We start from the raw sequence: 23,815 nt of genomic DNA on the forward strand, positions 1-23,815 counted from the left end.
ATCGATTCAAACAGAACTAAGAACACTTTTATTACTTTTGACTGTCAAACTTGGGCTTCATTAATCATTACGTATCTTTATTTCAGCACCAAGCATGATAATATCCCTTATCCTTGCTGATCTCAATTGGAATTCCAAACAAATCACTAAGTTTCTCAGTAGTGAGTATATCCTCAATATTGCCGTCTGCAAAGATCTTTCCTTCTTTAAGCAATACCACACGCTCAATCTCAGGTATAATATCTTCAAGGTCGTGTGTTACAAGGATTATGCTCTTTCCAGCTGCTGCGATTTTTCTCACAGTTTCCCTGAACTTGTGCTTGCTTTTCAGGTCTAGACTGTTTGTGGGTTCATCCAATACAAGTATCATTGGGTTATGAACCAGTGCTCTTCCAATAAGCACTCTTCTTGCTTCACCGGTTGAGAGTTCGGAAATATTCTTGTCAGCAAGATGTCTTATTTCCAGAAAATCAATGACTTCATCGGTAATCTCCAGCATATATGGCCTGATACGAAGATTGGGGTAGATGCCAATACTGCTGAAAAAACCGGAAAGAACAACATCGCTTACTGTAATCTCTCTCATGTATTCAAGCTGAAGTTCTCCTGAAACGATTCCCATGAGTTTTTTAAGATCAGAGATGTACCATCTGTTCTTTTCCATGATTCGAAACGTCATTCCCGGCGTATCTGCAATTGGGCGGTAGTCGCCGGTAATTGTCTTGATGATCGAGGATTTACCGGAGCCATTTGGTCCTATAATAGCGATATTCTCGCCATTTTTCATGTTGAAATCTATTGAATCTAGAATGATCCTGCCGTTCTTGCGGATCACAATATTTTTCATTTCAATAAGTGAATCAGGGGTAAATTCTTCATTTTCTGGCATTTTAGAATCTTCCGGTCAAGTGGATCTGTTTTGGACAATTGCTCCTTCTTACTGAACAAAGCCTAATAATCTTTTTGAGCAGTTTGATGTCTGATTTTTATAGTGTTCATTATCAGTGCTTAAGCTTGCTTTTCAGGTGGGAGTAAAATAACCTGCGAATGTTATAATAATCTTTATATATTTACGAGTGTATTTTTATTTAGCGACATCTGCGGTTGTTGGAATAATGGCACATATGTTGTTCTATTTAGTTGGATGTCGAGGAGGGTTCTAATGGAAGACGAAATAATCGGTATTGTTCCGAGCATGAAGAAAAGTAAAATGCTTGGTTTGTCCTATGATATGTTCACTTTGATCGCAACACCTGACACGACTGTTTTTGCCAAGGTTACAAGCGCAATGCTAAATCAGGTTGTAAAAGAGTCACGTGAGCAGGCCAAGGCTGAAGGCAAAGGTTTCTTCGGTCAGTGGGGTGCCCAGCTATCAAGCACTTCTAAGTATGCTGAAAGATATGCTAATATGAGTGCGCAGGCAGCATTGGCAGAAACTCCTGCAAATTTTGCAATCCCAAATTCAAGTATTAGTTCTATTCGTGTAAAAAAGAAGAAAGTTTCTGATGGTGATGATGGCTATTCCAATGTATGGGAAGTTACCATTCAGTCTGATTCCGGAAAAATGAAGTTAAAGACTGATTTTGATCCTAAAGGTCATTTCCAGGCAATATACGGTAACAGGGTAAGTTAGTCACATATTTTTCTTTTTTCAGCCGCATTGGCTGACTTTTTTTATCCAATCTTAAAACATCTCATTGAAATTGATGCAAGCTGGAATCCTTCATGCGTGAACTCAAGGGGCTCACCTTCTTCTTGCAAAGCAATTGTATATATCATAGGAAGATAATGGTCTAGTGTGGGAACGGCAAGCTTGGCCATTTCTCCCATGTTAAGGTATTCGATGAGGTCCATGTGGTTTCCGGATAGAAGATTTGCTTTAACCTTTTCATCAAATTCGACAGCCCATTCATAAGGTTTTGCATTGCGAAAATCAATGAGACTTAGATTGTGGGCGATATTTCCACTCCCAATTATAAGCACTCCATTATTGCGAAGTTCTTTTAGTTCTGATGCAAGGTCGGAATGGTATTGCATCATTTTGGGGTGCCACTCGTTAAATGAATAGTCAATACTCATCTCGAACACAGGAATGTCGGCTTCAGGGTACATGTGCTTTAACACTGCCCATGATGCATGGTCCAGTCCCCACTGGTTGCTGCACTCGACCTGTGCTTTACGAACTGTTTTACATGCAAGTTCTGCCTTCCGGTGACCCGGGACTGTGATAATTAATCTCATATAATTCACGGGGAAAACCGTAGAAATCATGGATGGTCTTTGGTCTTTCATTGCATGTGACATAGGTCACATCGGTCATCCAGTGAGCCGAGATGACCATTATTGCCTCTGGTCTTTGGAGTTCTTTTCCAAGCCTTACAAGACTTTCAGTATAGCTGTTATTCAAAACAATATTCATAGGCGAGCCATGCCCGATGAACAATACAGGCATTTTATTGATTTCAGGCACTTTTCCACTCATAATAACCTGATATAAACAATGGTCATTGGTGTATTAATTCTTTTTTTGATTTTGCAAAGACCTGTTGTTCAATATCAGAGTGGTTATTTATTATCATTGTCGGGATCAGAAATAGTTTTGCTTATATACTGTTTCTTCCTACTCTTATTGTGAACGATGAACTTCTTTCCAGCCTCAAACAGAAAATCAAAGGTCTTAGTTCACTCCCTGTCATAAAAGGTTATTACCTTGTACTTGGTGGCGGCAAAATAGGAAGTGACTTTGCCAGCTATGCAAAAGAGAAGGCTTTCCCTTTTGTTGTGATCATCGACATTAATGGATGCGCAGATGCTTCCAGCAGTTCAATGTCAGTAGGCAAAGAAGAGCTTTTGAGCTTGATACGGAATTACCACGATTCAAAAACACCTGCGGATAGTGTCTATTTTCATTGTATGGATGTCCTCAATGTTCCTGATATTTTAAAAGCTGGAATTCCTGAGTTCATAATTCCTGCTGTTCCCACACATGCAGTTGTGAATATCGCAATTGATATGATGGGTACGAGTCCTTCCAGGCAGTTGATATCAGCTGCTCATATGGATGAAACAGATAAAGAACTCATATCTTATTTCAATGGTATCCTATCTATTCTGCCTGAGAATATTGTTGTTTTTAGTTCTCCTGCGGATGGGGTGATAATGTTCTCTTATGCAAAAAGAGGGGAGATATGTCCTAACAAATGCATGGGGCCTGAGGAGTATTGTTACAATTTCAAAAGGGAGAAGCCTGAAACTATAACTGCTTATGTCCGGAAACTGCCACTTTCCCATACAGGATGGGTTTTTGAGAGCTGCCAGATGAAGCCGGGAATTGGTGGGATAAAGGGTGTTGATTTCAAGGAATATATGCTCTCTATAATGGAGCATGTGAGGTCAGTTCATGAAAAATGTGATTCATATTCAGTTGAGAATCGTGTTTTCTTCATTGCAACAACATGTAATTGTCATGGGATAATGAATTTGCTTGAAGTAACCGGAATTAATTTTCTTTAATGTGTAAGTTAGTTCGGTAACAGTCTAAATTGGTAGCAACGGTTATTTATACAATGGGGTGGTTGTAAGTACTAGTTCGATTGCTCAACGATTTAATAAAGGATTACTCTATTTTTGCGTGCTTCTTTTAACAATTGCTTGACAGTTAGAGATAGTCGTGTCGAAATGAACGATTTGGTTTAGGCCAGGTAAAACTAGTCATGCGCTAATACTCAATCTCGGTTTTGCTGAGCGAACTATACAAAACTTTAGGAGATAAACAAATGGGATTTAATAACAGAGGCGGTAACAGTAGAGGCGGCGGCGGCGGCGGCGGCTTTAGGTCAAACGATGGTCCAAGAGAGATGCACAAGGCAACATGCTCTGACTGTAAACAGGAAACAGAAGTACCATTCAAGCCATCCGGTGACAGACCTGTATACTGCAGGGAATGTTTCCAGAAGCACAGACCAGCAAGATACTAATCATATCCCGATTTAATTCGGGATGCTTTTATAATGGGCAGGTACTTTTAAGGTCAATTTGATTTGATCAGTATCTGTCTGATTGACTTTTTCTTTATTCTTATTTTAAAGCGATTGCTTTCCGTAAGCTAAGCTAGAGAGGAATGTAGATATGAAAATTGAAAATGTATTATGTCCTGGATGTGGAACTCCTATCCTTGCAACATTACCTCATGGGCAGTGCGTTGTATGTGTTTCAGTCACTTCCGGCAAACCGGCTGATTTTGGAGCACTATATAAGTCCGCTTCAAGATGTACGAGCTGCAATAAGAGTTTTGCATGCTATACTAAGAATGGATAAACAGTAGTATCAAAATTCAATCATTCACCTGAGTGAATTTCTTTTACTCTTCCTACACGGCCGTCTTGCAGTTGAACTTTTATTCCGTGTGGGTGAGACGGTGAATTAGTCAAGATCCTTTTTACTATGCCTGTGGTTATTTTACCACTTTTTTGATCCTGCTTTAGGACTATTCCTACGCGAAGTCCTATTTTGATGTTCTTTCTGTCACTGCCCGGGTTCATGATGTTAGGTGAGTTTGAGCTTATATAAGGTTGTTTATCAAGACAAAACAGGCTATGCTTTTCATACTTACTTGTACTTGCCATAGGTATTTGTCCAGTTATCAGCTATCTTCAAAAACTCCTCATATCCGTTCTCTCTGATAAACTGGGTGGCCTGCTTATATTTGTTATATTTGTGTCCTTTTTTGCCGTAAAACTCATTTATCGTGGGACATGGGTCTATTTCAGGACAGTCGGCACAGGTCTCGTAACCTTTTTCCATGCAGGATACTTTCATTTTTCATTTCGTCTTGTTGATGTCCCTCTCGCCAGTGTCATATTCCAGTTTGCATCCACGGCAGTCTCCGTCATTGAATGGTCTGAATGTTTTGCAGTGTGCACCGCAGCAGCCGATGTTTTTGATTGACATGTTGTATACCCGATTTTTCTTATCTGGTTTGTAACAAAGTACTTTTTATCCTACAATGATTTTAGTCTATGTCACTCCCGTAGATATTAAGTTGTGGTGATTAAATATCTTCATTCTATAGTGAATGCTTTTTATTTTTTAAAAGAACCAAATTATTAATTGCAGACATCCAGTTTGCCAAAAAGGTTTATGATTCACTGGTATTATAATATGCATATCTTGGATGTGAAAATGTGAAAGATGAAAAAAAAGAGTATCTTGTAAGCAAAGAGCTGTATGCGGAAACAGTCAAAAAAAATAAAATGATAGGTATGGTAAATATGGTTATATTCAGTATAGGCTTACTCCTGAAATATATAGGCATGTCTGAATTGGGAGGTCATTTTATCTGGTTGGGGATTATAATCCTAGTCTACGTTTTCGGTTCCAATATGATGGCAAAATATGAAATGAAAAAACATCAGTTGAAATAAATAATTAGTGCTATGTTATTCTTTTTTTTAGAGACGCTTGATGTCTACTGAAAAAATGATTTCCTCTCCAGTAATCAAAAAGATCATATTTTTTTACAACAGTAGCATGAAACGTATGGGGCGTAATTTGAGCAGGCAATCTAATAATCACGAAGCATCATGATGGCGTATTATCAACTCGACTTCAAGCAGACTCACTTATTTTATTTGTGGATGCATCCAAAGAGGCTTGTATTTTCCTGATTATACTAATATAGTAGTTTCACGATTGCAATTATTGCCAGTATAACCACCGATACCACGATTAAAAGGTTCAGAAAACTGAACGCTAAATGGTAAAAAGCTCCCAGCAAATTAAGAAAAGCATCCAGTAAGACAAAAGCAGCCAGAATAACGACTATTACCAGCATGATTCCTTTTACATTCAATGATATGCACCCGATATTCAATTTACAATTCTTATTATTTTATTGTTAAAAACAGCTTATTTTGTATGTAGAAAGAGTTCACTCCATTTATTCCTTTATATTCTGAAAATAAGAACCATGAATATATTAATGTTAAAATCAGAAAGTAGTAAAGAGCCTCGAGCGTGATTTGAACACGCGACCTAGTGATTACAAATCACTCGCTCTGCCGGGCTGAGCCATCGAGGCGCTAAGATGCACATTCCACATCTATTTATGGAAGGCATCCCCTTACATAGCATAATAGCAGATAAATTTTATGGTAGCACACTACCTGGAGATGTCACATGTGGCGTGAAATATCGAGGATTGGAAAAAAACTTGTGGAAAACGGGCTGGTTGAATCTCACTTTGGGAACATCAGTGTAAGGATTGGCAACAGAATGCTAATCACACGCAGCGGTTGCGCCCTGGATGAGATAAAAGAGGACAGTGTTGTAGAGGTAAGTATTGGCGGCTCGTGTGTTCTTGATATGATTGCATCGTCCGAGACAATCGTCCATAGGGCGATATACAAAAACACGCCGGCACTTGCCATAGTTCATGCGCACTGTCCGTTTGCGGTAACACTCTCCCTGCTTGCAAATGGTGACAGTATCACTCCTGCAGATAGTGAAGGGCAGTACTTCCTTGGGGAAGTGCCTATTGTAAAGGGTGGGATCGGTTCCGATGAACTCGCGCAGAACCTTGGCATGGCTCTTGCTTCACACAAGGCCGCCATTATCTACAGTCATGGAACATTCGCCACAGGGAAGGTACTTGATGAAGCCTATGTGTTAACCACTCAGGTGGAGCATTCCTGCAAGATAAAATACTGGTATGATCTTGCAAAGAAGAATTAATTGGTATTTTCCCGGAAAACGTTAAATCATAAAAATGCTCATTGAGTAGAATATTCATGACGTTCAATGCTCTAAGACCTGTAGCATCAAAAGTACTTGATCCAATAGCAAAGGTACTGGCAGATGCCGGCATATCTCCGAATGCAATATCAATGCTCTCACTTTTGTTTGCAGTATTTTCCGGTTTCCTTTTCTACTACTCGGACTTTGATCCTCTTCTTGTGCTGGTAGCAGGGCTGCTGGTAGCCTTCAACTCATTTCTGGATGCCATGGATGGCCTTATGGCACGCTATCTCAACATAGCCAGCGCCAGAGGCGATTTCCTTGACCATGTAATAGATCGTTACTCTGACGTTTTTATCATCTGCGGTATCTTCTTTGGAGGTTATGTGGACTGGCAGATAGGAGTAGCAGCCATAGTAGGTGTGCTGCTCACGAGTTATCTTGGTACTCAGGCACAGGCTCTTCAGCTTGGCAGGTACTACGGAGGTATCATAGGAAGGGCTGACAGGCTGGTACTTATCATGCTTTCCTCAGTGGTCTACTTTGTTTATTCCGGCACAATATATGGTTTCTCAGCGCTAGGTTGGATGATCATAGTCATCGGAGCTGGCAGTCATATTACAGCTTTCCAGCGCATTGCCCACATATGGAAACAGCTTGGTTAATGATTGCTCCTGAGTTGCAGGGGGCTAATTTAATTATACCAAAGTCAATTAAGGTTCATGTCATCTGAGATGAAAGGGGCTTTTGAGTATTTGGAGCACACAGCGGATGCTAAATTCAGGGCTTATGGGACGACCCTTGAGCAGGCTTTTGAGAACGCTGCCCTTGCCATGCTCAATGTCATGGTCGACACAAGTTCAGTGACGAACAGCTCCTCAGTGGACTTTGAACTTAGTTCTCCTGAGATTGACAACCTTCTTTTTGACTGGCTATCCGAGATACTTTACCTTTTCGAAGTTGAGGAAATGGTGTTTGGTAGTGTGGAAATCAATAAATTGGATGTCAGCGATGAAGGATGTTCTCTTTCTGCAACCTTGTCCGGGGAAACTATTGACCATTCTATCCATGTTTTTGATACTGAGGTAAAGGCAGCTACGTATAATGAAATGAGGATAGAAAAGACCGATGACGGCTGGATGATACAGGCAACAGTGGATACCTAAATATCCCACACTCTATTGACACCAGTTTCTTATTATCAACGTATTCATAAGGTTAGAGCATATAGTCTTCATTATAGATATTGAAAGGAAGAATTTGACAGGAGAAAAATGATGTCAGAGGAAAATGAAAATTCAGTTTATGATATTCTTACAAAGGTCAATGATAACACATGGGAGGTGCCAGGTAACTTCAAACCCGGCATGAAAGTCCCGGGCAGGATATTAGTATCAAAGACACTGCTTGATCTTCTGGAAAAGGATACAATTGACCAGGTAGCAAACGTAGCTTGTCTTCCAGGCATTCAAAAATATTCCATGGCAATGCCGGATGCACACCCTGGATATGGTTTCTCCATTGGTGGGGTTGCTGCCTTTGATAAACACGAAGGAGTGATAAGTCCTGGTGGAGTAGGTTTTGATATTAACTGCGGAGTACGCCTGATACGTTCAAATCTTACTGAAGGGGATGTCCGTCCAAAACTTACGGAATTGCTTGACGCTTTGTTTGAGGCTATACCTTCCGGAGTCGGCTCTAAGAGCCGTATGAAGGTAAACGATGCAGAACTTGGCGACATATTTGTTCATGGGGTACAATGGGCTGTGAAAAATGGTTATGGTGTTCAAAAGGACCTGGATCACTGTGAAAGCAACGGCATGATGCCCGGTGCAGATCCATCCAAAGTAAGTATAAAAGCACGTAAAAGAGGTAGACCACAGGTCGGAACACTTGGAAGCGGCAACCATTTTCTTGAAGTCCAATATGTGGACAAAATATATGATGAAGAAGCAGCTGAAGCCTTTGGCCTTAAGGAAGGACAGATCACTTTTATGATACACTGCGGTTCCCGTGGTGCAGGTCATCAGGTGTGTACTGATCATTTGCAAGTGCTTACACAGGCTTCAAAGAAGTATAAGATAGCTCTGCCGGATAAGCAGCTTGCATGTGCCCCCGCCCAGTCCGAGGAAGCACAGGACTATTTTAAGGCTATGATATGTGCAGCTAATTATGCATGGGTCAACCGGCAGGTGATAATGCACTGGTCACGTGAGGTGTTTGATAGCTTTTTCAAGGCTGAGCATGGTGACCTTGGACTTGATCTTGTCTATGATGTTGCACACAATGTTGCAAAACTTGAGAAGCATATTATTGACGGCGAAGAAAAAGAAGTATATGTTCACAGGAAAGGCGCAACCCGTGCATTCCCTGCAGGCCATCCAGAGGTCCCGGATGATTACCGCAGTATTGGCCAGCCTGTAATTATTCCCGGAAGTATGGGTACTGCATCCTATGTCCTGAAAGGATGTCCTGCTGCAATGGAACTCACTTTTGGCAGTGCCTGCCATGGTGCAGGAAGGGTAATGAGCCGTAAGAGTGCAAAGCATGAACTGCGTGGTGAAGAAATACAGAAAGAGCTGAAAGCGCAGGGAATCATCGTAAGGGCAACCCAGCCTTCACTTATAGCTGAGGAAGCACCGGAAGTGTACAAATCCAGCAGTGATGTTGTTGATGTTGTACATAACCTTGGCATTGCTACAAAAGTTGCACGTGTTCTCCCTATGGGTGTCGTCAAGGGTTAACCGGGGCGAACTTCTATTTTTTAATTTTCATATTTACTATTTATACTAATATATAATGTCATGTACGATCTAGTTGTTTCAGTTGAAATGTTAGAAAAGCAAAGTTATAACTCCGGGAAATATAAATCCTAAAAAAAGTTTTGCCCACATAATTGAGCAACGAGGAAACGGAGCATGTTTGAGGGGATGAATGGTTTTGCTTGGTTACAGTTACTATACCTTTGAATACAGTTACAAGCAGTTGCTCCTGTTTCCTCAACTTATAATTAGTCATTATTATATATAAATCTGTTCGATATTCTTTATATAGCAACAATGTTTGACTCCCTAAAATAAAAGACTATTATCTTTTATTAACCGCTACCAATTTAAAACTTACATTTTATTTAGCACCTATGAGCAATGCTGATAAAAACCTCACAAAGGTAAGAATAATGGCTGACATCCAGTTTGGAAAAGGTTGCGGAGAAATTCTTTTTCCAGATGGTGTTACTTTCCAGCTTTCCAGAACCAAGCGTGTAAGGCAGGTCCAGTATAATGGGAAACATATGGCAACTATCCGTGCTAAAGATGGTATGCTCACACTCAGTATCGATGGTGCCATTGCACTGCACGGTGCGCTCAAAAAGCCTGCATCGAGGGTTGTTATCTGTGAAGATGCCGTACCATTTGTCTCAAAAGGCAAAACTGCTTTTGCAAAACATGTAGAGGCAGTGGATCCGGATTTAAGAGCAGGTGACGAGGTTATAATTGTTGATGCTTCTGATGTGGTTCTGGCAACCGGTCAGCTATTACTGTCTCCTCGTGAAGCCATCAAAATGGAGAGGGGTCCTGCGGTGGATGTAAGGCGTGGGATAGCACAATCCTAGAATAACTATTTATAAATCGATATCTATTAAATACGATGGAAATAAACTCACAGTAATGCCATTGATACAATTAACCCCTATCCGGAGAGTGAAAGCATAGAAGAGGAGATTTTTAAGACCTTTGTAATTCCAGATAATACTAGAATGGAAGAACATACAATAGTCGTAGATGGGGATGTCATTGCGGGCAATCACTCTGAGATCAAGTACGGTATCATTGCAAATTCCCTTATATTAGGTGAGAGAGTCTCTGTTTCCGGGGATCTGATCTCTACTGGCGATGCAAGGATCGATATCTGGTCACAGATAGGTGGGAATGTCAAGACCGATCAAAATGCCTATATCGGTGAATTCGTTACCATTGATGGCAAATTGGTGGTAAAAGGTGATCTTGATATTGGCAACGATGTAAAGATCAATGGTGGCTTTGAGGCTAAAGGATGGATAGTTGTAAGGAACCCAATTCCTGTCATTGTTTATCTTTTTCTCTATATCAGTGAGCTTTTAAGACTTGGAAAAGACGAAGAAGTCGAAAAAGCATTAGGTGAACTATTTGATGATGATGTTGAGTCCATAGGGCTTAATTCCATGATAATTCCAAATGGTTCAAAAATATCAATGGATTCCATAAGGGTTCCATCAAACGCTATTATAGGAAGCAAATGCAGGCTTGTAGGCAACATCCGCGCTACAACTATTGAAATTGCAAACGAGACTACTCTTTATGGTAGTATCCGCACGATTCAGGATGTAAAACTTGGAAATGATAATATCATCCACGGAAACATCATATCCCGGGGCAATGTCTACGTTGCAGGTGGAACTCATATACTGGGAGAAATTAATTCCCAGTCTATAACAATCCATGAGACTGCCCGTGTAGACGGTGTGATGCGCGCTCCAGGCGGTATAATCTTTGAGCGTGAGGAAGATAATGCTTTAAGTGATAATGAATTGATGCATTTGGATATCTAATACTACAAACACAGGCGGGTAAATACAATAATGAGGGGATGATTATGAGCTCTATAGGATTTTTCAATTTCCTGGACCTTGCAATGCGTCTTTGCATATTTATTCTGGCGTTTATGACATCATATCTGCTTACTAATTTGGATGCAGATGTAATTCGTTCACGCATCTATGTTTCATTTAAGAATCTTAAAAAGTATTTTGTCTTGCTTACGTTTGGTTTCCTGCTTTATCTTTTTGAAACCCTGGTTACAATTAATTCTATTCCGGGCAGTACTCGGAACGATGGGTTAAAAGGAATACTCATCACAGTTTTTCAGTTGATGATACTAATCTTCCTTTATCATCTATATATAGCTATAAAAGTTCCAGACCGACGCATTCTTTAGATCGTGATATTTAGCTCATTTAGGAGTCTGGGTAACGTTTATTTTTATTTATTCAATTTGTAGCGAGAGTCAGATTTAAAAATGGTTCCTATATTATAATGGAGAGGTGTTAATTTGCAACAGGATTATATTTCATCATCATCGGATTCACAATCTATCTTCGATAAAGACTCAAAATATGTAATGCAGACATACGGACGACAACCCATTGTTCTTGATAGCGGAAAAGGTTCTCTGGTTTACGATATTGAGGGTCGTGAGTATGTGGACTGTGTTGCCGGTATAGCAGTGAACAATGTAGGTCACTGTCACCCACGTTTGGTGGAGGCAATAAAAAACCAGGCAGAAAAGCTGCTTCATGTTTCAAACCTTTACTATACTGAGCTACAGGCAGAGCTTGGCCAGCAGCTTGTGGATGTAACAGGCATGGCCCGTGTCTTTTTCTGCAACTCAGGTACTGAGGCAGTTGAGGCAGCAATGAAACTTGCAAGGGTCACAAGCAAAAAGACCGATTTCATAGCTGTAGAACATTCTTTCCATGGCCGTACCATGGGTGCACTGAGCCTTACTTACAAGGACATGTATCGTGCTCCTTTCAAACCCCTCATACAGGAGGAAATGTTTGTCCCATTCAATGATCCGCAGGCTATATCTGATTCTATTACAAAAAATACAGCGGCTGTTATAGTTGAACCTATACAGGGCGAAGGTGGGATAAATGTGCCATCTGATGGCTACCTGAAAGAAGTGCGTAAGATTTGCGACGAGACTGAGACTCTTCTTATCTTCGATGAAGTACAGACCGGGTTTGGCAGGACTGGAACATGGTTCTGCAAAGAACATTTCGGTGTTGAACCTGATATCATGACAATGGCCAAAGCAATCGGTGGGGGCTTCCCCATGGGTGCCATCGCTGCGCGTGAAGGAGTATCATTTGGTCGTGGTGAGCATGCAGCAACTTTCGGCGGAGGGCCACTTGCCTGCGCAGCTGCGCTTGCATCGATCGAGATTATTCGTGAAGAGAAACTCTTGCAGCGTTCAAAAGAAATGGGTGAATATTTCCAGAATGAACTGAGGACTTTATCTACAGAAGGCCTTGTTGAGGTCCGTGGAAAAGGTCTCATGATTGGTGTTCAATTTGATCGCAAATGTGCGGACCTTGTTGAGCACGCTCGTAAGAACGGTATCCTCCTGAACTGTACATCAGAGACTGTCCTGCGTATCGCACCACCTCTTGTTATTACAAAAGAGGAAATAGACAGGGTGGTGAGCGTGCTTGAGCAGGCCTGAGCTTATCAAAGATGTCGTTGCATCCATTGCCGAATACGTTCCGGGAAAATCTATTGAGGAAATTGCAAAAAAATACGGTATCAATCCATCTGAGATCATCAAATTAGGCTCAAATGAGAATGTACTGGGTCCTTCCCCCATGGCAGTTGAAGCTCTCATTAGCACATCATCCATGGTCAACATATACCCGTCAGCCGTTGCTTCGGAGCTTGTTGAGGCTATATCTGTCTATACTGGTCTTCCTGTAGAGAACATCTGTGCTTCCGGCCCTGGTATGGATGGTCTTCTGGATAACCTGATGAGGTTGCTAATAAATCAAGGTGATGAGGTAGTATTACCAACTCCTACCTTCTCCTATTATGAGATAGCAGCCCGTGCAAATGGCGCAGTTGCCGCCCATGTGGCTCCAGGGAATGAGCTTGCATTTGACGTGGAAGCGATAAAGACGGCTATTTCGGAAAGAACAAAGGTCATTTTCCTATGTTCTCCGAATAACCCTACTGGTAAATTGATGGCTGAGGAAGATGTACGTGCCATCCTTGAGTCCACAAAGGGGCTTGTATTTGTGGATGAGGCATATGTTGAGTTCGCAGATAGCAATCTCTCTCATTTGGTAGAGGAATATGATAATATCATCATAGGGAGGACATTTTCAAAAGCATTTGGATTGGCAGGCCTAAGAATAGGATATGGGTTAATGCCTGCCTGGCTGAAAACCCAGTATATGAAAATTGCAACTCCATTTAACGTAAGTTATCCTGCAGTTATGGCTGGAGTGGCAGCACTTTCCGATAAAGATTATCTTGATAGAAGCATTTCATGTACAAAAAAAGGACGTGTGTTCCTGATCAAGAATATTCCTTTCAGGGTATATGATTCACAAGCCAATTTCGTGTTAGTGGATGTTGCTCCAATGGTTGCTGCAGATGTTGCAGAATCCTTGCTTAAGAAAGGTATCATTGTCAGGGATTGCAGGTCATTTAAGAATGCAGGTGATTCCCTGATCCGTGTAACAGTGGGGACACAGCAGCAGAATGAAAAAGTAGTTGCAGCCTTTAAAAGAGCAAAGGATTGCAGTGTTCAATAGATTTTTTCGATTTTCATAAGTGGGTAGTCAAGTTCAGTGTTAAATTCCAGGCTTACATCCACTTTTGTACTTTTAAAGTTTGCAGTGATCTTTACATCCAGCATGCGTCCTTCAAGTTCACAGTAGCCATACTCGCTGTTCAGTTTTGAACTAATCATGTCCCTGTTAATAGAAACTATTATGTCCTCTACACATGGCTGAACTGAAATACTTTCCTGGATTGCTTTTTCAAGGCTATCTACGGTTTTGAGATTGACCGGTGAGCCTGTGAACTGGTGATAAAGTGCACCAAGTTTTATTCCTGCCTCAAAAAGTACATTGTCCCTGTCAGTTATTGTTTCATTTTGATGCATATTTTCCCTCATTTTGTTTTTTTGATAATAGGTGAAATCACATAAATTGCCATAATTCCTGACAACAATGCTGCCATTATATGTGTGTATTCAACGTTAACAATATATGAGACTACTGTTGCTGCAAAGATCATAGTAAGTGGTATCAGCAGATTTTTATTTCTAACTTTAATGTATGAAAGGTTGCTGATCATGAGGAAGCCAAGTATCATGACGATAGCAGTTATGGCATATTCATCAAAGAATCGCTCCCCCATAAGCAGGTATGTGGATATGACAATACCGCCTGCGGTGATGGGTAACCCGCGAAATGAATTAAACTCCTGATTCATTGTATTAAATCTGGCGAGCCTGAGTATCCCACAAACGAAATAGAACATCAATGCAGGCAGGACTAGGTATTGCATATTGTTTTCGACAGCTGCAAATGTGATTACAACTGGTGCGGCACCAAAAGAAATGACATCTGCAAGTGAATCCAGATTACTACCGATTTCACTTGATGAGAATTTCCTGGCAATATGTCCGTCAACACCGTCTGCAACCGCGGCAATTAATATTAGCAGTGGTGCTAGATATGTAAAACCATCCAGCACAATAAGGGCAGCCAGTACTCCACATAATGCATTTAGAAGGGTAACAAAATCAGGTAACTTTAAAGTATGGAGTATCTGGTTCACATCCTTTATTTTATTCTGGCAATTACAGTTTCACCGGCAAAGACTCGATCACCTTTTTTGGCCACCATGTCAAAGTTTTGTGGAACTGTCACATCAACTCTGGATCCGAAACGTATCATACCAAAGCGTTGACCTTGCTTCATATAGTCTCCTTCCTGGACATAGGACACAATTCTTCGGGTAACGGTTCCGGCAATTTGTATAACTTCTACAATGCCGTGTTCTGTCTCTATAAGTGTGTGACTTCTCTCATTACGATGTGAATCTTTACAGAAAGCAGGTATGTATCCTCCTTTCTTGTGTTCGATAGTGTGGACCTTTCCGTTTATAGGTGCCCTGTTAACATGTACATTCTGGAAATTCATGAATATGCAGATTTTCCTCTCTCTTATGTCAACGATCTTCCCATCCGCAGGAGAAAGCATATAACTGTCATGTTCTTTAATTTCCCTTTCAGGGTCCCTGAAAAAGAAAAAGAAAAAGATAGTTACACTGGTTGCCAGTAATGTAACTTGTTCTGTGTATTGCATACTGTATAATAAATATGCAAGTGAGCTTACCACACCTACAGTGATGGATGTAAATATCCAGGGAAAAGAACCTTTAGCAAGCATTTATTGGTTTCCTACTACTTTATAGAATAGCTTTTGAATGAACCTGGTAACCAATAGCCAGACTCCTTCTATCAGGTCTACGAGTTCAGGCAGAATGCGCATGACTACATAGGCAATGACAAACAGTGCAAAACCTGATCCTATCTTTGCAATAGTATGGTGGGCAATTTCAAAACTATTTGGGCCAAACCACTGATATCCATAAGCTACGATTACAAAAACGTCCCTTATTATATTTAATATGTATATGACAGGCACAGATGCCAGGAATGCAGCTGCCAGTCTCTTAAATGGTGCGTCCACAGATGCAATAAGTCCTATGAACAGTGCTATACTTTCAATTGCAGTGCATGCAAGGATAATCTCAACCTGATATCCATTAAGGGCCACCTTGTTCCATGCGGTCATTTCTGCAGGTACGCTTAGTAGGTGCAACATCCATAATACATTGTCTGTTACCTGGGATATTATCCAGATGTTCAGAAAATCCATCTGTGCAAATGGAAAATAGAACAGCGAGCCAAGAGCAGTCGCACTTGTTGCCATTGATGTAATGTCTGGATTTGGGCTAGTTCCTTCCCTATATTCTTTGAGCATAGTGTATGCTATTATCAAGCATATAATACCTACAGTGATGACCAGAACTACATTGAAATAATCTCTTATCTCTATATAATGTAGTGGTTGGTATAGCCAGTGTATGGAAAAAAATCCCCATCCTGCTGCAGATACTGCTCTGCGTGCCTTCATACTTTTTGGTATAATTGATCCAAGTAGCATGAAAACAACTGCAATCCATAGAATATTCTCAATCATTTAAGCACACCTTTAATAGGTATGCCTCCTATATATTTGATGTAGTGTATTAAGTTTTTGTTCCTCATGCCTCCCAATACTCCAAAGCTTACAGTTGATGCAGTAATCATATTGAACAAAAAAATTGTTCTGATAGAACGAAAAAATCCTCCATTCCAGGGGAAATTTGCACTTCCTGGTGGTTTTGTAGATATTGGTGAAACAACTGAAGAAGCTGTTGCACGTGAAGTTATGGAAGAAACAGGGCTTACGATAGAAATAGTTAAGTTACTTGGAGTATATTCTAAACCTTCGCGCGATCCTCGCAGGCATACTGTGAGCATCGTTTATATGGTCCGGGGTGAGGGTGTCCCAAAGGCGGATTCGGATGCAAAGGGAGTATTTTTATTTGATCTCCAGGACATGCCGGAACTGGCCTTTGACCATAACTTAATAATAGATAATGCGAGAAGTGATATTTATGGAATTTTGCCCAGAATGTAAAAGTATGATGTTCCCTTCAGATGGTTCCTTCAAGTGCAGAAAATGTGGTTACGTTAAAGGAAAGCAAACATCTGAATCTTTGATGTCAAAATCATCTCGGGAAAAAAGAGAGGTCACTGTGCTTGAGGGTGACATTGATCAGGGACTCCCAACGACGACTGCCAGATGCGAGGAATGTGGGCACAATGTTGCATACTGGTGGTTGCGCCAGTTAAGGTCTGCAGATGAATCAGAAACACGTTTTTTCAAATGCACAAAATGCGGTTGCACCTGGCGTGAATATGACTAATTCTTTTTATATCTGGTATATTTGTTCTAGTTCAGATATAATTAAATGAAAACGTATATTACTTATTAGATATAATGACGTAAAAATTTAAATTATGGTGGCAATCAAGATGTTCAAGGCAACTATTGACGCAGATATCTTAAAAACTGCAATTGAAACTTTATCGGTTCTTGTTGATGAGGCAAGATTCAGGATATCTCCTGAAGGAATAGCTGTTCGGGCCGTAGACCCTGCGAACGTGGCCATGGTCAGTTTTGAGCTTAGCTCTGGTGCTTTTGATGAGTTCAACGCAGATGACTGTGAAATTGGTATGGACCTTTCAAAAATCAACGATATTTTTAGTGTTGCAGGAAGAGATGAAAAAGTGATAATGGAGTTGGATGAGATGTCCCAGAAAATGTCACTGCATCTTGGTGGGCTGTCTTATACTCTTGCACTGCTTGATCCTTCAACAATCCGGGCAGAACCAAGGATCCCCCAGCTTGATCTTCCTGCTGAAGTTGTTCTGAATGGTAAGGATCTCCAGAGGGCTGTGAAAGCTGCTGAGAAGATCAGTGATCACATGTTGCTTGGAATTGATGATGATGTTTTCTATATGGAAGCAGAAGGTGACACTGACCGTGTTCGTCTTGACATGACGCGTGATACTCTTATTGATTTGAAATCAGGCGATGCCCGTTCTTTGTTTTCATTGGATTATCTGTCAGATATCGTAAAGCCAGCATCTCGTTCCAATGAGGTTACAGTGGAACTTGGTAAAGATTTCCCGGTTAAGATAGGTTTCTCTATCGCAAACGGTGCAGGAAAGGTCGGTTACCTCCTGGCTCCAAGGATTGAATCTGATTGATCTATGGATGAAAAGGACTTTGCGTTATATCCTTACATTTCCGGGGCATCATTACATGTAAAAAGCCTCGGAATATCTCTTGATCGTCTGGTTACTTCAAGGGCAATGGATTCTGCGCGTGTTCGTGGCAAAGAACGTGTTTTACAGGCTATTGAGGGTGAACTTGCAAAGCCTAACATTTCCAGTTCGGATGAACAGAAGATCCTGCTGGAACTTCTTTCCTATCCATTTTCAAGAATACTAGTTTCTTGCATTGATGATTCTTTCCTTACACGCAGGTACTGTCTTGCCGAAGCAGTTGCTTCCTATAAACTTTTAAAAATGCAGAAACATGTTTTTCTTCTGGAGTATGCTTCGGATTTTGGAGTTTTTCCCGATGAGAGTGAAACAGGATTTAAACTTCATTTCACTTCATATATAAGAATGGCAAGTTCTCTTAAGGCAATTGAGTGGAAGCTTGTAAACCGCAAACTGGATCATGGGAATGTAAATGTTTCCAGGGAAGAATTTGCACGTCTTTTGCAGGAACTGATCAAGACCCGTGTTGAACATAATCTTCCAATGCCTGTACCGGATGAACTTGCCCAGGCCTGCGAACCTTATCTTAAAGAGATTCGTGAGGTCCTTGAAGAAAGGAAAAATACTTTAGGCGCATCTGAATTTGAATCCGTTGAAACAGACCTGTTCCCCCCATGTGTGACTCATGCAATAGCAAATACACAGGCAGGCGTGAACCTTGCACACTCTATGCGTTTTGCAATGACTGCTTTTCTGCTTACGATTGGTATGACCGTGGATGAGATCATTAACATGTTTGGCACATCTCCTGATTTTGATGTCGAAAAAGCAAGGTATCAAGTGGAACACATAGCTGGCTCTTCCGGGACACACTACAAACCTCCGTCGTGCTCAACTATGCAGACATATGGTAATTGCTATGCTCCTGATGAGATGTGCAAAAAGATAAGTCATCCTTTGAATTATTACAGCCGCAAACTCTGGTTCAGGAAAAGGGATGCACAAAAACAAGTAGAAGGCAATTCATCTGAAAAAGCATCAGATGAATGATTTCTATTTATGATCAATAAATAAAGATATATTGCTATTTTAGGAAGGCTAAAAAAAGAGAATTAATGTCTCTTATATTCCCTGCATTTTTCCACAAAACTCTCCACCGGGAAAGATGCAGGATGTGCATGAGTGTAACTTGCAAGGGAATTATGTTCAGTCAGTCCGTCCCTGCCGTCAACGATTCCTTTTCCTCTTTTCATCTCATATACAAGTTTAGCGTCGTTGTCACAGTATGTGGCAGAATAATGGAACTCATGTCCTCTTATCGTGCCTTTGATGAACTCTCCGTTTGCATGTCCTTCAGTATAACCAAGAGCCTGGAGTTTCTTTGTCAGGACTGTTTCTGCGGGCAGAACATCTGCCATCTTATAAACAGCTCCCTCTATTTCATAGGATGTAGAAAGATATTGCAATCCGCCACATTCCCCGTAGATTGGCATTCCCTCTGCAGACAGATCTTTAAGGGCTTTTGTAGTCGTTGATTTCTCAAGTTCTGAAATGTAGAGCTCAGGGTAGCCCCCTCCAAAGTAAAGCCCGTCAACTTCCGGGAGTTCATCTTTCAGAGGGCTGAAAAAAATAGGTTCTGCACCTGCTTTCCTGAAGGCATCAAACATGTCCTGATAATAAAAGCAAAAAGCACTGTCATAAGCAATACCTATTCTGATGTCTGCTTCATTTCCATTTTCTCCGATGTACTCGTCAGCATCATGGGCAGTTTTCGCAAGTGAGATTATGGCATCAAGGTCTATGTTCTCTTCTATGAAAGCAGCAAGATTCTCCGTATCAAATTCCTGTTCATGGGCCATATAAAGTCCCAGGTGGCGTGAGGGTACAGTTACATCCTTATTACGTGGCAGGCTTCCCACAACAGGGATGTCCGGTATGGAATCAATTATCATCTGCGCATGTCTTGGACTTCCGACCTTGTTCAGGATTACTCCTGCAATTTTCACATCCTTGTCAAATTCTGAAAAGCCTTTGACGATAGCTGCCGCACTTCGTGACATCCCGTGAACATTCACAATAAGTATAACTGGAATTCCGAGCGATTTTGCAACATGGGCTGAGCTTGCAATCTCAGTTGTTCCCATTCCGTCAAAAAGCCCCATTACTCCTTCAACAATATTGATATCAGCATTTTCAGAATGTTGTGCGAATGTCTTTTTAACGCCATCCACCTGCATCATGAATGTATCCAGGTTCCTTGAAGGTTTGCCACAAATGGCTGTATGGTATGTGGGATCGATGTAGTCAGGTCCAACCTTGAAAGGTTGTACTTCCATTTCTCTTCTCTTCAGGGCTGCCATAATTCCCATGGAAACTGTTGTTTTTCCAACTCCGCTGTTGGTACCTGCAAGTAACACCGCTTTTGTCATGGAGTTAATTGTGTACAGTTTGTATATATGTGTTATTCCCTTGGGAGAGTTATTCAAAATAGTTAAATAAATAACGTCTATCTAGGTACTATGTCTTCCGCAGGAAAAGGGGAAGTTCTTACAGACTCGTACAGACGTACGGTAAGAAGTCTGAGGATGTCCATTACCGATCGTTGCAACCTGAATTGCATCTACTGTCATAATGAAGGTCACATTGGCCACAGTCGTGAAATGCCAGTGGACACCATCGTTAATATTGTTGAGGCAGCATCCCAGTTTGGGATTGACCGGTTAAAGCTTTCCGGAGGGGAACCTCTTCTAAGGAAAGACCTTGAAGAAGCACTCACACGCCTGCCTGACATGAAGGACATCTCTCTTACAACGAATGCTGTTTTGTTAAGGGATAGGGCTTCTTCACTTAAGGAAGCAGGCCTTAACAGGGTAAATATAAGTCTGGATACTCTTGACCCGGAAAAATATCATCAGATCACCAATTGTCCTAAAGGCACGTTTGATAAAGTCATTGACGGTATCCATGAAGCAGTAGATTCAGGTCTTACTCCGGTAAAACTGAATATGGTTCTCTTAAAGGATCTCAATGATAATGAGATTGCAGATATGCTGGATTTTACTCGCAGCTACAATGGGGATGTTATCCTGCAGCTCATAGAGCTTATGGATTTCAGGGACCTCCCTCAGTACAGGATAGATGCCAGTGAAGTGGAAAGGTCTTTGTTTGCTGTTTCATCAGGTGTAAAGGTCCGTGAACTTCATAAGAGGAAAAAATATGTCATTAATGGTGCAGAAGTCGAGTTTGTCAGACCGGTCGATAACACGGAATTCTGTGCAAACTGCAACAGGTTGAGAGTTACCGCAGATGGTCAACTCAAACCATGTCTGCTGGTGAGCGATAATCATGTAGATGTCTCAAACGCCAGTAAGGAAGAACTGCCTGATCTCTTCAGGCTTGCAGTGAGCAAACGTGTACCATTTTGCAGAAACTAAACAGGAGTAGTAAAAATGGAAGTAGAATTAACCGTAGACGGAAAGGACATTGAGATCAATCACTTTGTTCAGGCTATCCTTGGCAGTACAGTACTTGGTGCGGCCACCACATTGCATGGTGTTGATAAGGATTGCAAAGAGATTCTCATAAAAGTAAAACAATAAATTCTCTTCATACATTTATTTGTTTGACACCTGCTTAAAGCAGGTGCTCTATTTCTGAGAAGTCTATTGGGGATGTAGCATCAAGGGATATGGGAGTTACTGACACATTTCCGTTATGCATGATTGCATGAACATCAGTGCCCTTTTCTTCATCTACAATTAGTTCTCCTGCTATCCAGTAATATGGCCTCCCTCTTGGATCGTGGCGTTCTTCAACATCGGTTTTAAAGAATTTCCTGGCAAGACGTGTTATTTCTATCTCTGGTTCATTTTCGACGTGGTGGGGAATATTAACATTGAGCAGGTCCACTTTTTCAGGTAGTCCATGCTCAAGGACTTTCTTTGCTATCCTGTTTACTACCTTGATCGCCACATCATAGTCATGCTTGAATTCTCTGTTATCTGCAAATTTGTCTCCTTCTTCTATAACCTGTATAGAGGCCGCAATGGCAGGAATGCCGTAGCTTGCACCTTCAAGCGCAGCACCTATGGTGCCCGATGTGGTGATCGTGTCTGTGCTGATATTCTCTCCAATATTAAAACCAGAGAGTATAAGGTCCGGCATCTTCTTTAAAACCGTAAATATGCCCAGTATTACGGAATCAGTAGGTGTACCAGCAACAGCATTAACCTCAATTCCGTTAACGGTGGTCTGTGTAATTCTGAGTGGTTCAAAAATCGATATTGAACGGCCAACGCCGCTTTGTTGTGTCATGGGGGCAGAAACAGTTACATCTCCCAGGTCTGCGACACTTTTGTAAGCAGCATGTATACCTGTAGAATAAACTCCGTCATCATTTGTGACTAATATCTTTTTCGACATGTTTACTTCATTGTAAGCTCATGCTTTATAATTAATGGATAAAATGAATAAAAAAGTGTGGAGGTGATATGTATTCAAACATTTGCATATATCTTGTTTTTTCTGTGAGAAGTTGTGGCAAATCCTTCCTGTTCAGTCATATCTGCAAGGGCTTTTACTTCTTCTATAACTTCTATTTTATCACCCATTTCATCAAGTTTGAATATCATTTCTTTAATTGCTTCGTTTTGCTCACCGGTAAGGCAGGAACTGCCCTTTACAATTTCTAATAATATGGAGGCATCATCAATTACCTGGGCCAGTATGGTCCTGTCCATGTACGATTTTGCAAGTTCTGAATCTTTGCCTGAAAGAGTTTCGTTAAACTGGTTAAGTTGTTGTTCAAAAACTCCCATATCGTAATGTGCGCTTCTGAATATTTTCTTAACATAATCCTCTCTGTACACCTGTTTTGAGTTTTTCAGAACCTTTAGCAATTTTTTATAATCCATCGTTTTTCACCCTCTGGTTTGTATGTAGATTCCTGTTCCTTTTCCCGTACAATCTCGTCTTGACAGGCCCTACTTGTATAATTGAATAAATAGTGGTCAGAGTTTTAATTGATGTTGATTTTTGCCTCGTTTACGAGATTGTGTTTAAGGTTCTCAATTGAAAGTGGCTTGTTCATAAGGTATGTCTGGCTGAATTGTCCACCATTCACATCATATTCTCTCTCTACGTCAATTCCATAATCTTCTTCCAACTCGTCGATTATTGGGTCGCAAAGATACACCTGAAGGCTCCCGCCAGCATCCATAAACACGGATGGTCTGACACCTGTGTTACTGTATTCTTCTACAAGTCCTCTGAGTACTAATGACATATAACGCATTGATTCCATTGATCATCACCAATATAATGTCTTAATGTTCACGCACTTAAGCATAATGTACGTATTCTTGGGTTGATGTACAAGAATTATAACACATATGTTCATAGAATGGGATTCTTTATGTTCGTGATTTGTCGAAAAACAGAATTTTTCGGCATGATAGTCATGTACATATATATTATGTGGTGTATATTTGGGTGGACTGTCCAAAGTGTGAATATGATAATACGGTATAAATAACGTTTAAATCATTGATGCAATGGCTGGATGACTTATATAGAGAACCTATATCAAAACTATAAATACTACTTCGTCGAATTTTATTATGGGGATATT

General features: G+C 40.8%; 35 protein-coding genes and 1 tRNA gene. 20 read left to right on the top strand and 16 right to left on the bottom strand.

Annotated features, from left to right (window positions below; all coding sequences use genetic code 11):
* Positions 1-82: 82 nt before the first annotated feature.
* Positions 83-889 carry an ATP-binding cassette domain-containing protein gene (locus QZZ23_RS14235; RefSeq protein WP_292471460.1) on the bottom strand — a complete coding sequence of 269 codons (807 nt, stop codon included), beginning with the start codon at positions 887-889 and terminating at the stop codon, positions 83-85.
* Positions 890-1,162: 273 nt separating this feature from the next.
* Between QZZ23_RS14235 and QZZ23_RS14240 the strand changes: the two genes are divergently transcribed.
* On the top strand, positions 1,163-1,633 hold the full coding sequence (locus QZZ23_RS14240; RefSeq protein ID WP_292471462.1) for a hypothetical protein: 471 nt from the start codon (positions 1,163-1,165) through the stop codon (positions 1,631-1,633).
* A 41-nt stretch (positions 1,634-1,674) separates the two neighbouring features.
* On the opposite strand, the gene QZZ23_RS14245 is transcribed toward QZZ23_RS14240, so the two are convergent.
* On the bottom strand, positions 1,675-2,241 hold the full coding sequence (locus tag QZZ23_RS14245; protein ID WP_292471464.1) for a class III extradiol ring-cleavage dioxygenase: 567 nt from the start codon (positions 2,239-2,241) through the stop codon (positions 1,675-1,677).
* The gene (locus tag QZZ23_RS14250) at positions 2,189-2,482 is read right to left on the bottom strand and encodes a class III extradiol ring-cleavage dioxygenase (RefSeq protein ID WP_292471466.1); all 294 of its coding nucleotides are present in this window, start codon (positions 2,480-2,482) and stop codon (positions 2,189-2,191) included. Before QZZ23_RS14250 ends, QZZ23_RS14245 begins: the two co-directional genes overlap by 53 nt.
* A 149-nt stretch (positions 2,483-2,631) precedes the next feature.
* On the opposite strand from QZZ23_RS14250, the gene QZZ23_RS14255 reads away from it, so the two are divergent.
* From QZZ23_RS14255 to QZZ23_RS14265, 3 genes are all read left to right on the top strand, one after another.
* Positions 2,632-3,513, top strand: a complete 882-nt coding sequence (locus QZZ23_RS14255; RefSeq protein ID WP_292471468.1) for a hypothetical protein — start codon at positions 2,632-2,634, stop codon at positions 3,511-3,513.
* 263 nt (positions 3,514-3,776) lie between these two features.
* The gene (locus tag QZZ23_RS14260) at positions 3,777-3,977 is read left to right on the top strand and encodes a CxxC-x17-CxxC domain-containing protein (protein WP_292471470.1); all 201 of its coding nucleotides are present in this window, start codon (positions 3,777-3,779) and stop codon (positions 3,975-3,977) included.
* A 151-nt stretch (positions 3,978-4,128) separates the two neighbouring features.
* On the top strand, positions 4,129-4,317 hold the full coding sequence (locus tag QZZ23_RS14265) for a hypothetical protein (protein WP_292471472.1): 189 nt from the start codon (positions 4,129-4,131) through the stop codon (positions 4,315-4,317).
* Positions 4,318-4,337: 20 nt separating this feature from the next.
* Here the strand turns inward: QZZ23_RS14265 and QZZ23_RS14270 are convergent, their stop codons facing one another.
* Genes QZZ23_RS14270 through QZZ23_RS14280 form a run of 3 tightly spaced genes read right to left on the bottom strand, consistent with a single transcriptional unit; the run spans position 4,338 to position 4,950 of the window.
* Complete coding sequence (locus QZZ23_RS14270) at positions 4,338-4,625, bottom strand: YwbE family protein (RefSeq protein ID WP_292471475.1); 288 nt, start codon at positions 4,623-4,625, stop codon at positions 4,338-4,340.
* Positions 4,609-4,818: a hypothetical protein gene (locus tag QZZ23_RS14275; RefSeq protein ID WP_292471477.1), complete on the bottom strand. Its 210-nt coding sequence runs from the start codon at positions 4,816-4,818 to the stop codon at positions 4,609-4,611. Before QZZ23_RS14275 ends, QZZ23_RS14270 begins: the two co-directional genes overlap by 17 nt.
* 3 nt (positions 4,819-4,821) lie before the next feature.
* Complete coding sequence (locus QZZ23_RS14280; protein WP_292471479.1) at positions 4,822-4,950, bottom strand: hypothetical protein; 129 nt, start codon at positions 4,948-4,950, stop codon at positions 4,822-4,824.
* Positions 4,951-5,183: 233 nt separating this feature from the next.
* Between QZZ23_RS14280 and QZZ23_RS14285 the strand changes: the two genes are divergently transcribed.
* A complete protein-coding gene (locus tag QZZ23_RS14285) occupies positions 5,184-5,423 on the top strand; it encodes a hypothetical protein (RefSeq protein ID WP_292471482.1) in 240 nt (79 codons plus the stop codon).
* 248 nt (positions 5,424-5,671) lie between these two features.
* Here the strand turns inward: QZZ23_RS14285 and QZZ23_RS14290 are convergent, their stop codons facing one another.
* Positions 5,672-5,851, bottom strand: coding sequence for a hypothetical protein (locus QZZ23_RS14290; RefSeq protein ID WP_292471484.1), 180 nt, complete (start codon positions 5,849-5,851; stop codon positions 5,672-5,674).
* Between the two features lie 154 nt (positions 5,852-6,005).
* Positions 6,006-6,079, bottom strand: a tRNA-Thr gene (locus QZZ23_RS14295).
* A gap of 98 nt (positions 6,080-6,177) precedes the next feature.
* On the opposite strand from QZZ23_RS14295, the gene QZZ23_RS14300 reads away from it, so the two are divergent.
* The 9 genes from QZZ23_RS14300 to hisC all read left to right on the top strand — a co-directional run bounded on the left by QZZ23_RS14300 (position 6,178) and on the right by hisC (position 14,086).
* Positions 6,178-6,732, top strand: a complete 555-nt coding sequence (locus tag QZZ23_RS14300) for an aldolase (RefSeq protein ID WP_292471486.1) — start codon at positions 6,178-6,180, stop codon at positions 6,730-6,732.
* 56 nt (positions 6,733-6,788) lie between these two features.
* Positions 6,789-7,400, top strand: a complete 612-nt coding sequence (pgsA, locus tag QZZ23_RS14305; RefSeq protein WP_292471488.1) for an archaetidylinositol phosphate synthase — start codon at positions 6,789-6,791, stop codon at positions 7,398-7,400.
* Positions 7,401-7,457: 57 nt separating this feature from the next.
* The gene (locus QZZ23_RS14310) at positions 7,458-7,901 is read left to right on the top strand and encodes an archease (RefSeq protein ID WP_292471490.1); all 444 of its coding nucleotides are present in this window, start codon (positions 7,458-7,460) and stop codon (positions 7,899-7,901) included.
* Between the two features lie 111 nt (positions 7,902-8,012).
* On the top strand, positions 8,013-9,479 hold the full coding sequence (locus QZZ23_RS14315) for an RtcB family protein (protein ID WP_292471493.1): 1,467 nt from the start codon (positions 8,013-8,015) through the stop codon (positions 9,477-9,479).
* 395 nt (positions 9,480-9,874) lie between these two features.
* A complete protein-coding gene (locus QZZ23_RS14320) occupies positions 9,875-10,348 on the top strand; it encodes a PUA domain-containing protein (RefSeq protein ID WP_292471495.1) in 474 nt (157 codons plus the stop codon).
* A gap of 144 nt (positions 10,349-10,492) precedes the next feature.
* On the top strand, positions 10,493-11,323 hold the full coding sequence (locus QZZ23_RS14325; protein WP_292471497.1) for an acyltransferase: 831 nt from the start codon (positions 10,493-10,495) through the stop codon (positions 11,321-11,323).
* A 44-nt stretch (positions 11,324-11,367) separates the two neighbouring features.
* On the top strand, positions 11,368-11,709 hold the full coding sequence (locus tag QZZ23_RS14330; protein WP_292471500.1) for a hypothetical protein: 342 nt from the start codon (positions 11,368-11,370) through the stop codon (positions 11,707-11,709).
* 114 nt (positions 11,710-11,823) lie between these two features.
* Entirely contained in the window at positions 11,824-12,999 is a 1,176-nt protein-coding gene (locus QZZ23_RS14335) for an acetylornithine transaminase (RefSeq protein WP_292471503.1), read from the top strand.
* On the top strand, positions 12,986-14,086 hold the full coding sequence (gene hisC / locus QZZ23_RS14340) for a histidinol-phosphate transaminase (protein ID WP_292471506.1): 1,101 nt from the start codon (positions 12,986-12,988) through the stop codon (positions 14,084-14,086). The genes QZZ23_RS14335 and hisC overlap by 14 nt, the downstream gene beginning before the upstream one ends.
* Here hisC and QZZ23_RS14345 read toward each other — a convergent pair.
* The 4 genes from QZZ23_RS14345 to artA are packed head-to-tail and all read right to left on the bottom strand — an operon-like array spanning position 14,080 to position 16,549.
* Positions 14,080-14,439: a dihydroneopterin aldolase family protein gene (locus tag QZZ23_RS14345; protein ID WP_292471507.1), complete on the bottom strand. Its 360-nt coding sequence runs from the start codon at positions 14,437-14,439 to the stop codon at positions 14,080-14,082. The two genes, hisC and QZZ23_RS14345, sit on opposite strands and share 7 nt — an antisense overlap.
* Before the next feature lie 8 nt (positions 14,440-14,447).
* Positions 14,448-15,119, bottom strand: a complete 672-nt coding sequence (locus QZZ23_RS14350) for an archaetidylserine synthase (RefSeq protein ID WP_292471509.1) — start codon at positions 15,117-15,119, stop codon at positions 14,448-14,450.
* 5 nt (positions 15,120-15,124) lie between these two features.
* Positions 15,125-15,733, bottom strand: a complete 609-nt coding sequence (locus tag QZZ23_RS14355) for a phosphatidylserine decarboxylase (RefSeq protein ID WP_292471511.1) — start codon at positions 15,731-15,733, stop codon at positions 15,125-15,127.
* Positions 15,734-16,549: an archaeosortase A gene (artA, locus tag QZZ23_RS14360; RefSeq protein ID WP_292471513.1), complete on the bottom strand. Its 816-nt coding sequence runs from the start codon at positions 16,547-16,549 to the stop codon at positions 15,734-15,736.
* Between the two features lie 66 nt (positions 16,550-16,615).
* On the opposite strand from artA, the gene QZZ23_RS14365 reads away from it, so the two are divergent.
* The 4 genes from QZZ23_RS14365 (at position 16,616) to priL (ending at position 19,236) form a co-directional block, all read left to right on the top strand.
* Complete coding sequence (locus tag QZZ23_RS14365) at positions 16,616-17,032, top strand: NUDIX hydrolase (protein WP_292471532.1); 417 nt, start codon at positions 16,616-16,618, stop codon at positions 17,030-17,032.
* A complete protein-coding gene (locus QZZ23_RS14370) occupies positions 17,010-17,321 on the top strand; it encodes a transcription factor S (RefSeq protein ID WP_292471515.1) in 312 nt (103 codons plus the stop codon). Before QZZ23_RS14365 ends, QZZ23_RS14370 begins: the two co-directional genes overlap by 23 nt.
* A gap of 109 nt (positions 17,322-17,430) precedes the next feature.
* Positions 17,431-18,168 (top strand): DNA polymerase sliding clamp, encoded by a 738-nt coding sequence (locus QZZ23_RS14375; protein ID WP_292471534.1) that lies wholly within the window; start codon positions 17,431-17,433, stop codon positions 18,166-18,168.
* A 3-nt stretch (positions 18,169-18,171) separates the two neighbouring features.
* The gene (priL, locus tag QZZ23_RS14380; RefSeq protein ID WP_292471517.1) at positions 18,172-19,236 is read left to right on the top strand and encodes a DNA primase regulatory subunit PriL; all 1,065 of its coding nucleotides are present in this window, start codon (positions 18,172-18,174) and stop codon (positions 19,234-19,236) included.
* Positions 19,237-19,298: 62 nt separating this feature from the next.
* On the opposite strand, the gene QZZ23_RS14385 is transcribed toward priL, so the two are convergent.
* Positions 19,299-20,615 (bottom strand): cobyrinate a,c-diamide synthase, encoded by a 1,317-nt coding sequence (locus QZZ23_RS14385; RefSeq protein ID WP_292471519.1) that lies wholly within the window; start codon positions 20,613-20,615, stop codon positions 19,299-19,301.
* A 90-nt stretch (positions 20,616-20,705) separates the two neighbouring features.
* On the opposite strand from QZZ23_RS14385, the gene moaA reads away from it, so the two are divergent.
* Complete coding sequence (gene moaA, locus QZZ23_RS14390) at positions 20,706-21,620, top strand: GTP 3',8-cyclase MoaA (RefSeq protein ID WP_292471522.1); 915 nt, start codon at positions 20,706-20,708, stop codon at positions 21,618-21,620.
* A gap of 15 nt (positions 21,621-21,635) precedes the next feature.
* Positions 21,636-21,785 carry a hypothetical protein gene (locus QZZ23_RS14395; protein WP_292471524.1) on the top strand — a complete coding sequence of 50 codons (150 nt, stop codon included), beginning with the start codon at positions 21,636-21,638 and terminating at the stop codon, positions 21,783-21,785.
* A 34-nt stretch (positions 21,786-21,819) separates the two neighbouring features.
* Here the strand turns inward: QZZ23_RS14395 and surE are convergent, their stop codons facing one another.
* The 3 genes from surE to QZZ23_RS14410 form a co-directional block, all read right to left on the bottom strand.
* Positions 21,820-22,608, bottom strand: a complete 789-nt coding sequence (gene surE / locus QZZ23_RS14400) for a 5'/3'-nucleotidase SurE (protein ID WP_292471527.1) — start codon at positions 22,606-22,608, stop codon at positions 21,820-21,822.
* A 74-nt stretch (positions 22,609-22,682) separates the two neighbouring features.
* Positions 22,683-23,099: a hypothetical protein gene (locus QZZ23_RS14405; protein WP_292471528.1), complete on the bottom strand. Its 417-nt coding sequence runs from the start codon at positions 23,097-23,099 to the stop codon at positions 22,683-22,685.
* 104 nt (positions 23,100-23,203) lie between these two features.
* Complete coding sequence (locus QZZ23_RS14410) at positions 23,204-23,488, bottom strand: hypothetical protein (protein ID WP_292471530.1); 285 nt, start codon at positions 23,486-23,488, stop codon at positions 23,204-23,206.
* Between the last annotated feature and the right edge of the window lie 327 nt (positions 23,489-23,815).

Source organism: Methanolobus sp. (assembly GCF_016278385.1).
Classification (GTDB): Archaea; Halobacteriota; Methanosarcinia; order Methanosarcinales; family Methanosarcinaceae; genus Methanolobus.

What these genes read in the sequence shown, in the direction of transcription:
- QZZ23_RS14275 (WP_292471477.1), bottom strand. Translation starts at nt 4,818, where the DNA reads ATGAAAGTATCCTGCATGGAAAAAGGTTACGAGACCTGTGCCGACTGT.
- QZZ23_RS14345 (WP_292471507.1), bottom strand. Translation starts at nt 14,439, where the DNA reads ATGCATCAAAATGAAACAATAACTGACAGGGACAATGTACTTTTTGAG.
- QZZ23_RS14325 (WP_292471497.1), top strand. Translation starts at nt 10,493, where the DNA reads ATGGAAGAACATACAATAGTCGTAGATGGGGATGTCATTGCGGGCAAT.
- QZZ23_RS14330 (WP_292471500.1), top strand. Translation starts at nt 11,368, where the DNA reads ATGAGCTCTATAGGATTTTTCAATTTCCTGGACCTTGCAATGCGTCTT.
- QZZ23_RS14355 (WP_292471511.1), bottom strand. Translation starts at nt 15,733, where the DNA reads ATGCTTGCTAAAGGTTCTTTTCCCTGGATATTTACATCCATCACTGTA.
- QZZ23_RS14365 (WP_292471532.1), top strand. Translation starts at nt 16,616, where the DNA reads ATGCCTCCCAATACTCCAAAGCTTACAGTTGATGCAGTAATCATATTG.
- QZZ23_RS14375 (WP_292471534.1), top strand. Translation starts at nt 17,431, where the DNA reads ATGTTCAAGGCAACTATTGACGCAGATATCTTAAAAACTGCAATTGAA.
- pgsA (WP_292471488.1), top strand. Translation starts at nt 6,789, where the DNA reads ATGACGTTCAATGCTCTAAGACCTGTAGCATCAAAAGTACTTGATCCA.
- QZZ23_RS14320 (WP_292471495.1), top strand. Translation starts at nt 9,875, where the DNA reads ATGAGCAATGCTGATAAAAACCTCACAAAGGTAAGAATAATGGCTGAC.
- QZZ23_RS14240 (WP_292471462.1), top strand. Translation starts at nt 1,163, where the DNA reads ATGGAAGACGAAATAATCGGTATTGTTCCGAGCATGAAGAAAAGTAAA.
- QZZ23_RS14235 (WP_292471460.1), bottom strand. Translation starts at nt 889, where the DNA reads ATGCCAGAAAATGAAGAATTTACCCCTGATTCACTTATTGAAATGAAA.
- QZZ23_RS14280 (WP_292471479.1), bottom strand. Translation starts at nt 4,950, where the DNA reads ATGTCAATCAAAAACATCGGCTGCTGCGGTGCACACTGCAAAACATTC.
- surE (WP_292471527.1), bottom strand. Translation starts at nt 22,608, where the DNA reads ATGTCGAAAAAGATATTAGTCACAAATGATGACGGAGTTTATTCTACA.
- QZZ23_RS14265 (WP_292471472.1), top strand. Translation starts at nt 4,129, where the DNA reads ATGAAAATTGAAAATGTATTATGTCCTGGATGTGGAACTCCTATCCTT.
- QZZ23_RS14395 (WP_292471524.1), top strand. Translation starts at nt 21,636, where the DNA reads ATGGAAGTAGAATTAACCGTAGACGGAAAGGACATTGAGATCAATCAC.
- artA (WP_292471513.1), bottom strand. Translation starts at nt 16,549, where the DNA reads ATGATTGAGAATATTCTATGGATTGCAGTTGTTTTCATGCTACTTGGA.
- QZZ23_RS14310 (WP_292471490.1), top strand. Translation starts at nt 7,458, where the DNA reads ATGTCATCTGAGATGAAAGGGGCTTTTGAGTATTTGGAGCACACAGCG.
- QZZ23_RS14270 (WP_292471475.1), bottom strand. Translation starts at nt 4,625, where the DNA reads ATGGCAAGTACAAGTAAGTATGAAAAGCATAGCCTGTTTTGTCTTGAT.
- QZZ23_RS14250 (WP_292471466.1), bottom strand. Translation starts at nt 2,482, where the DNA reads ATGAGTGGAAAAGTGCCTGAAATCAATAAAATGCCTGTATTGTTCATC.
- QZZ23_RS14385 (WP_292471519.1), bottom strand. Translation starts at nt 20,615, where the DNA reads ATGACAAAAGCGGTGTTACTTGCAGGTACCAACAGCGGAGTTGGAAAA.
- QZZ23_RS14300 (WP_292471486.1), top strand. Translation starts at nt 6,178, where the DNA reads ATGTGGCGTGAAATATCGAGGATTGGAAAAAAACTTGTGGAAAACGGG.
- QZZ23_RS14370 (WP_292471515.1), top strand. Translation starts at nt 17,010, where the DNA reads ATGGAATTTTGCCCAGAATGTAAAAGTATGATGTTCCCTTCAGATGGT.
- QZZ23_RS14245 (WP_292471464.1), bottom strand. Translation starts at nt 2,241, where the DNA reads ATGAGATTAATTATCACAGTCCCGGGTCACCGGAAGGCAGAACTTGCA.
- QZZ23_RS14410 (WP_292471530.1), bottom strand. Translation starts at nt 23,488, where the DNA reads ATGGAATCAATGCGTTATATGTCATTAGTACTCAGAGGACTTGTAGAA.
- priL (WP_292471517.1), top strand. Translation starts at nt 18,172, where the DNA reads ATGGATGAAAAGGACTTTGCGTTATATCCTTACATTTCCGGGGCATCA.
- moaA (WP_292471522.1), top strand. Translation starts at nt 20,706, where the DNA reads ATGTCTTCCGCAGGAAAAGGGGAAGTTCTTACAGACTCGTACAGACGT.
- QZZ23_RS14315 (WP_292471493.1), top strand. Translation starts at nt 8,013, where the DNA reads ATGTCAGAGGAAAATGAAAATTCAGTTTATGATATTCTTACAAAGGTC.
- QZZ23_RS14260 (WP_292471470.1), top strand. Translation starts at nt 3,777, where the DNA reads ATGGGATTTAATAACAGAGGCGGTAACAGTAGAGGCGGCGGCGGCGGC.
- QZZ23_RS14405 (WP_292471528.1), bottom strand. Translation starts at nt 23,099, where the DNA reads ATGGATTATAAAAAATTGCTAAAGGTTCTGAAAAACTCAAAACAGGTG.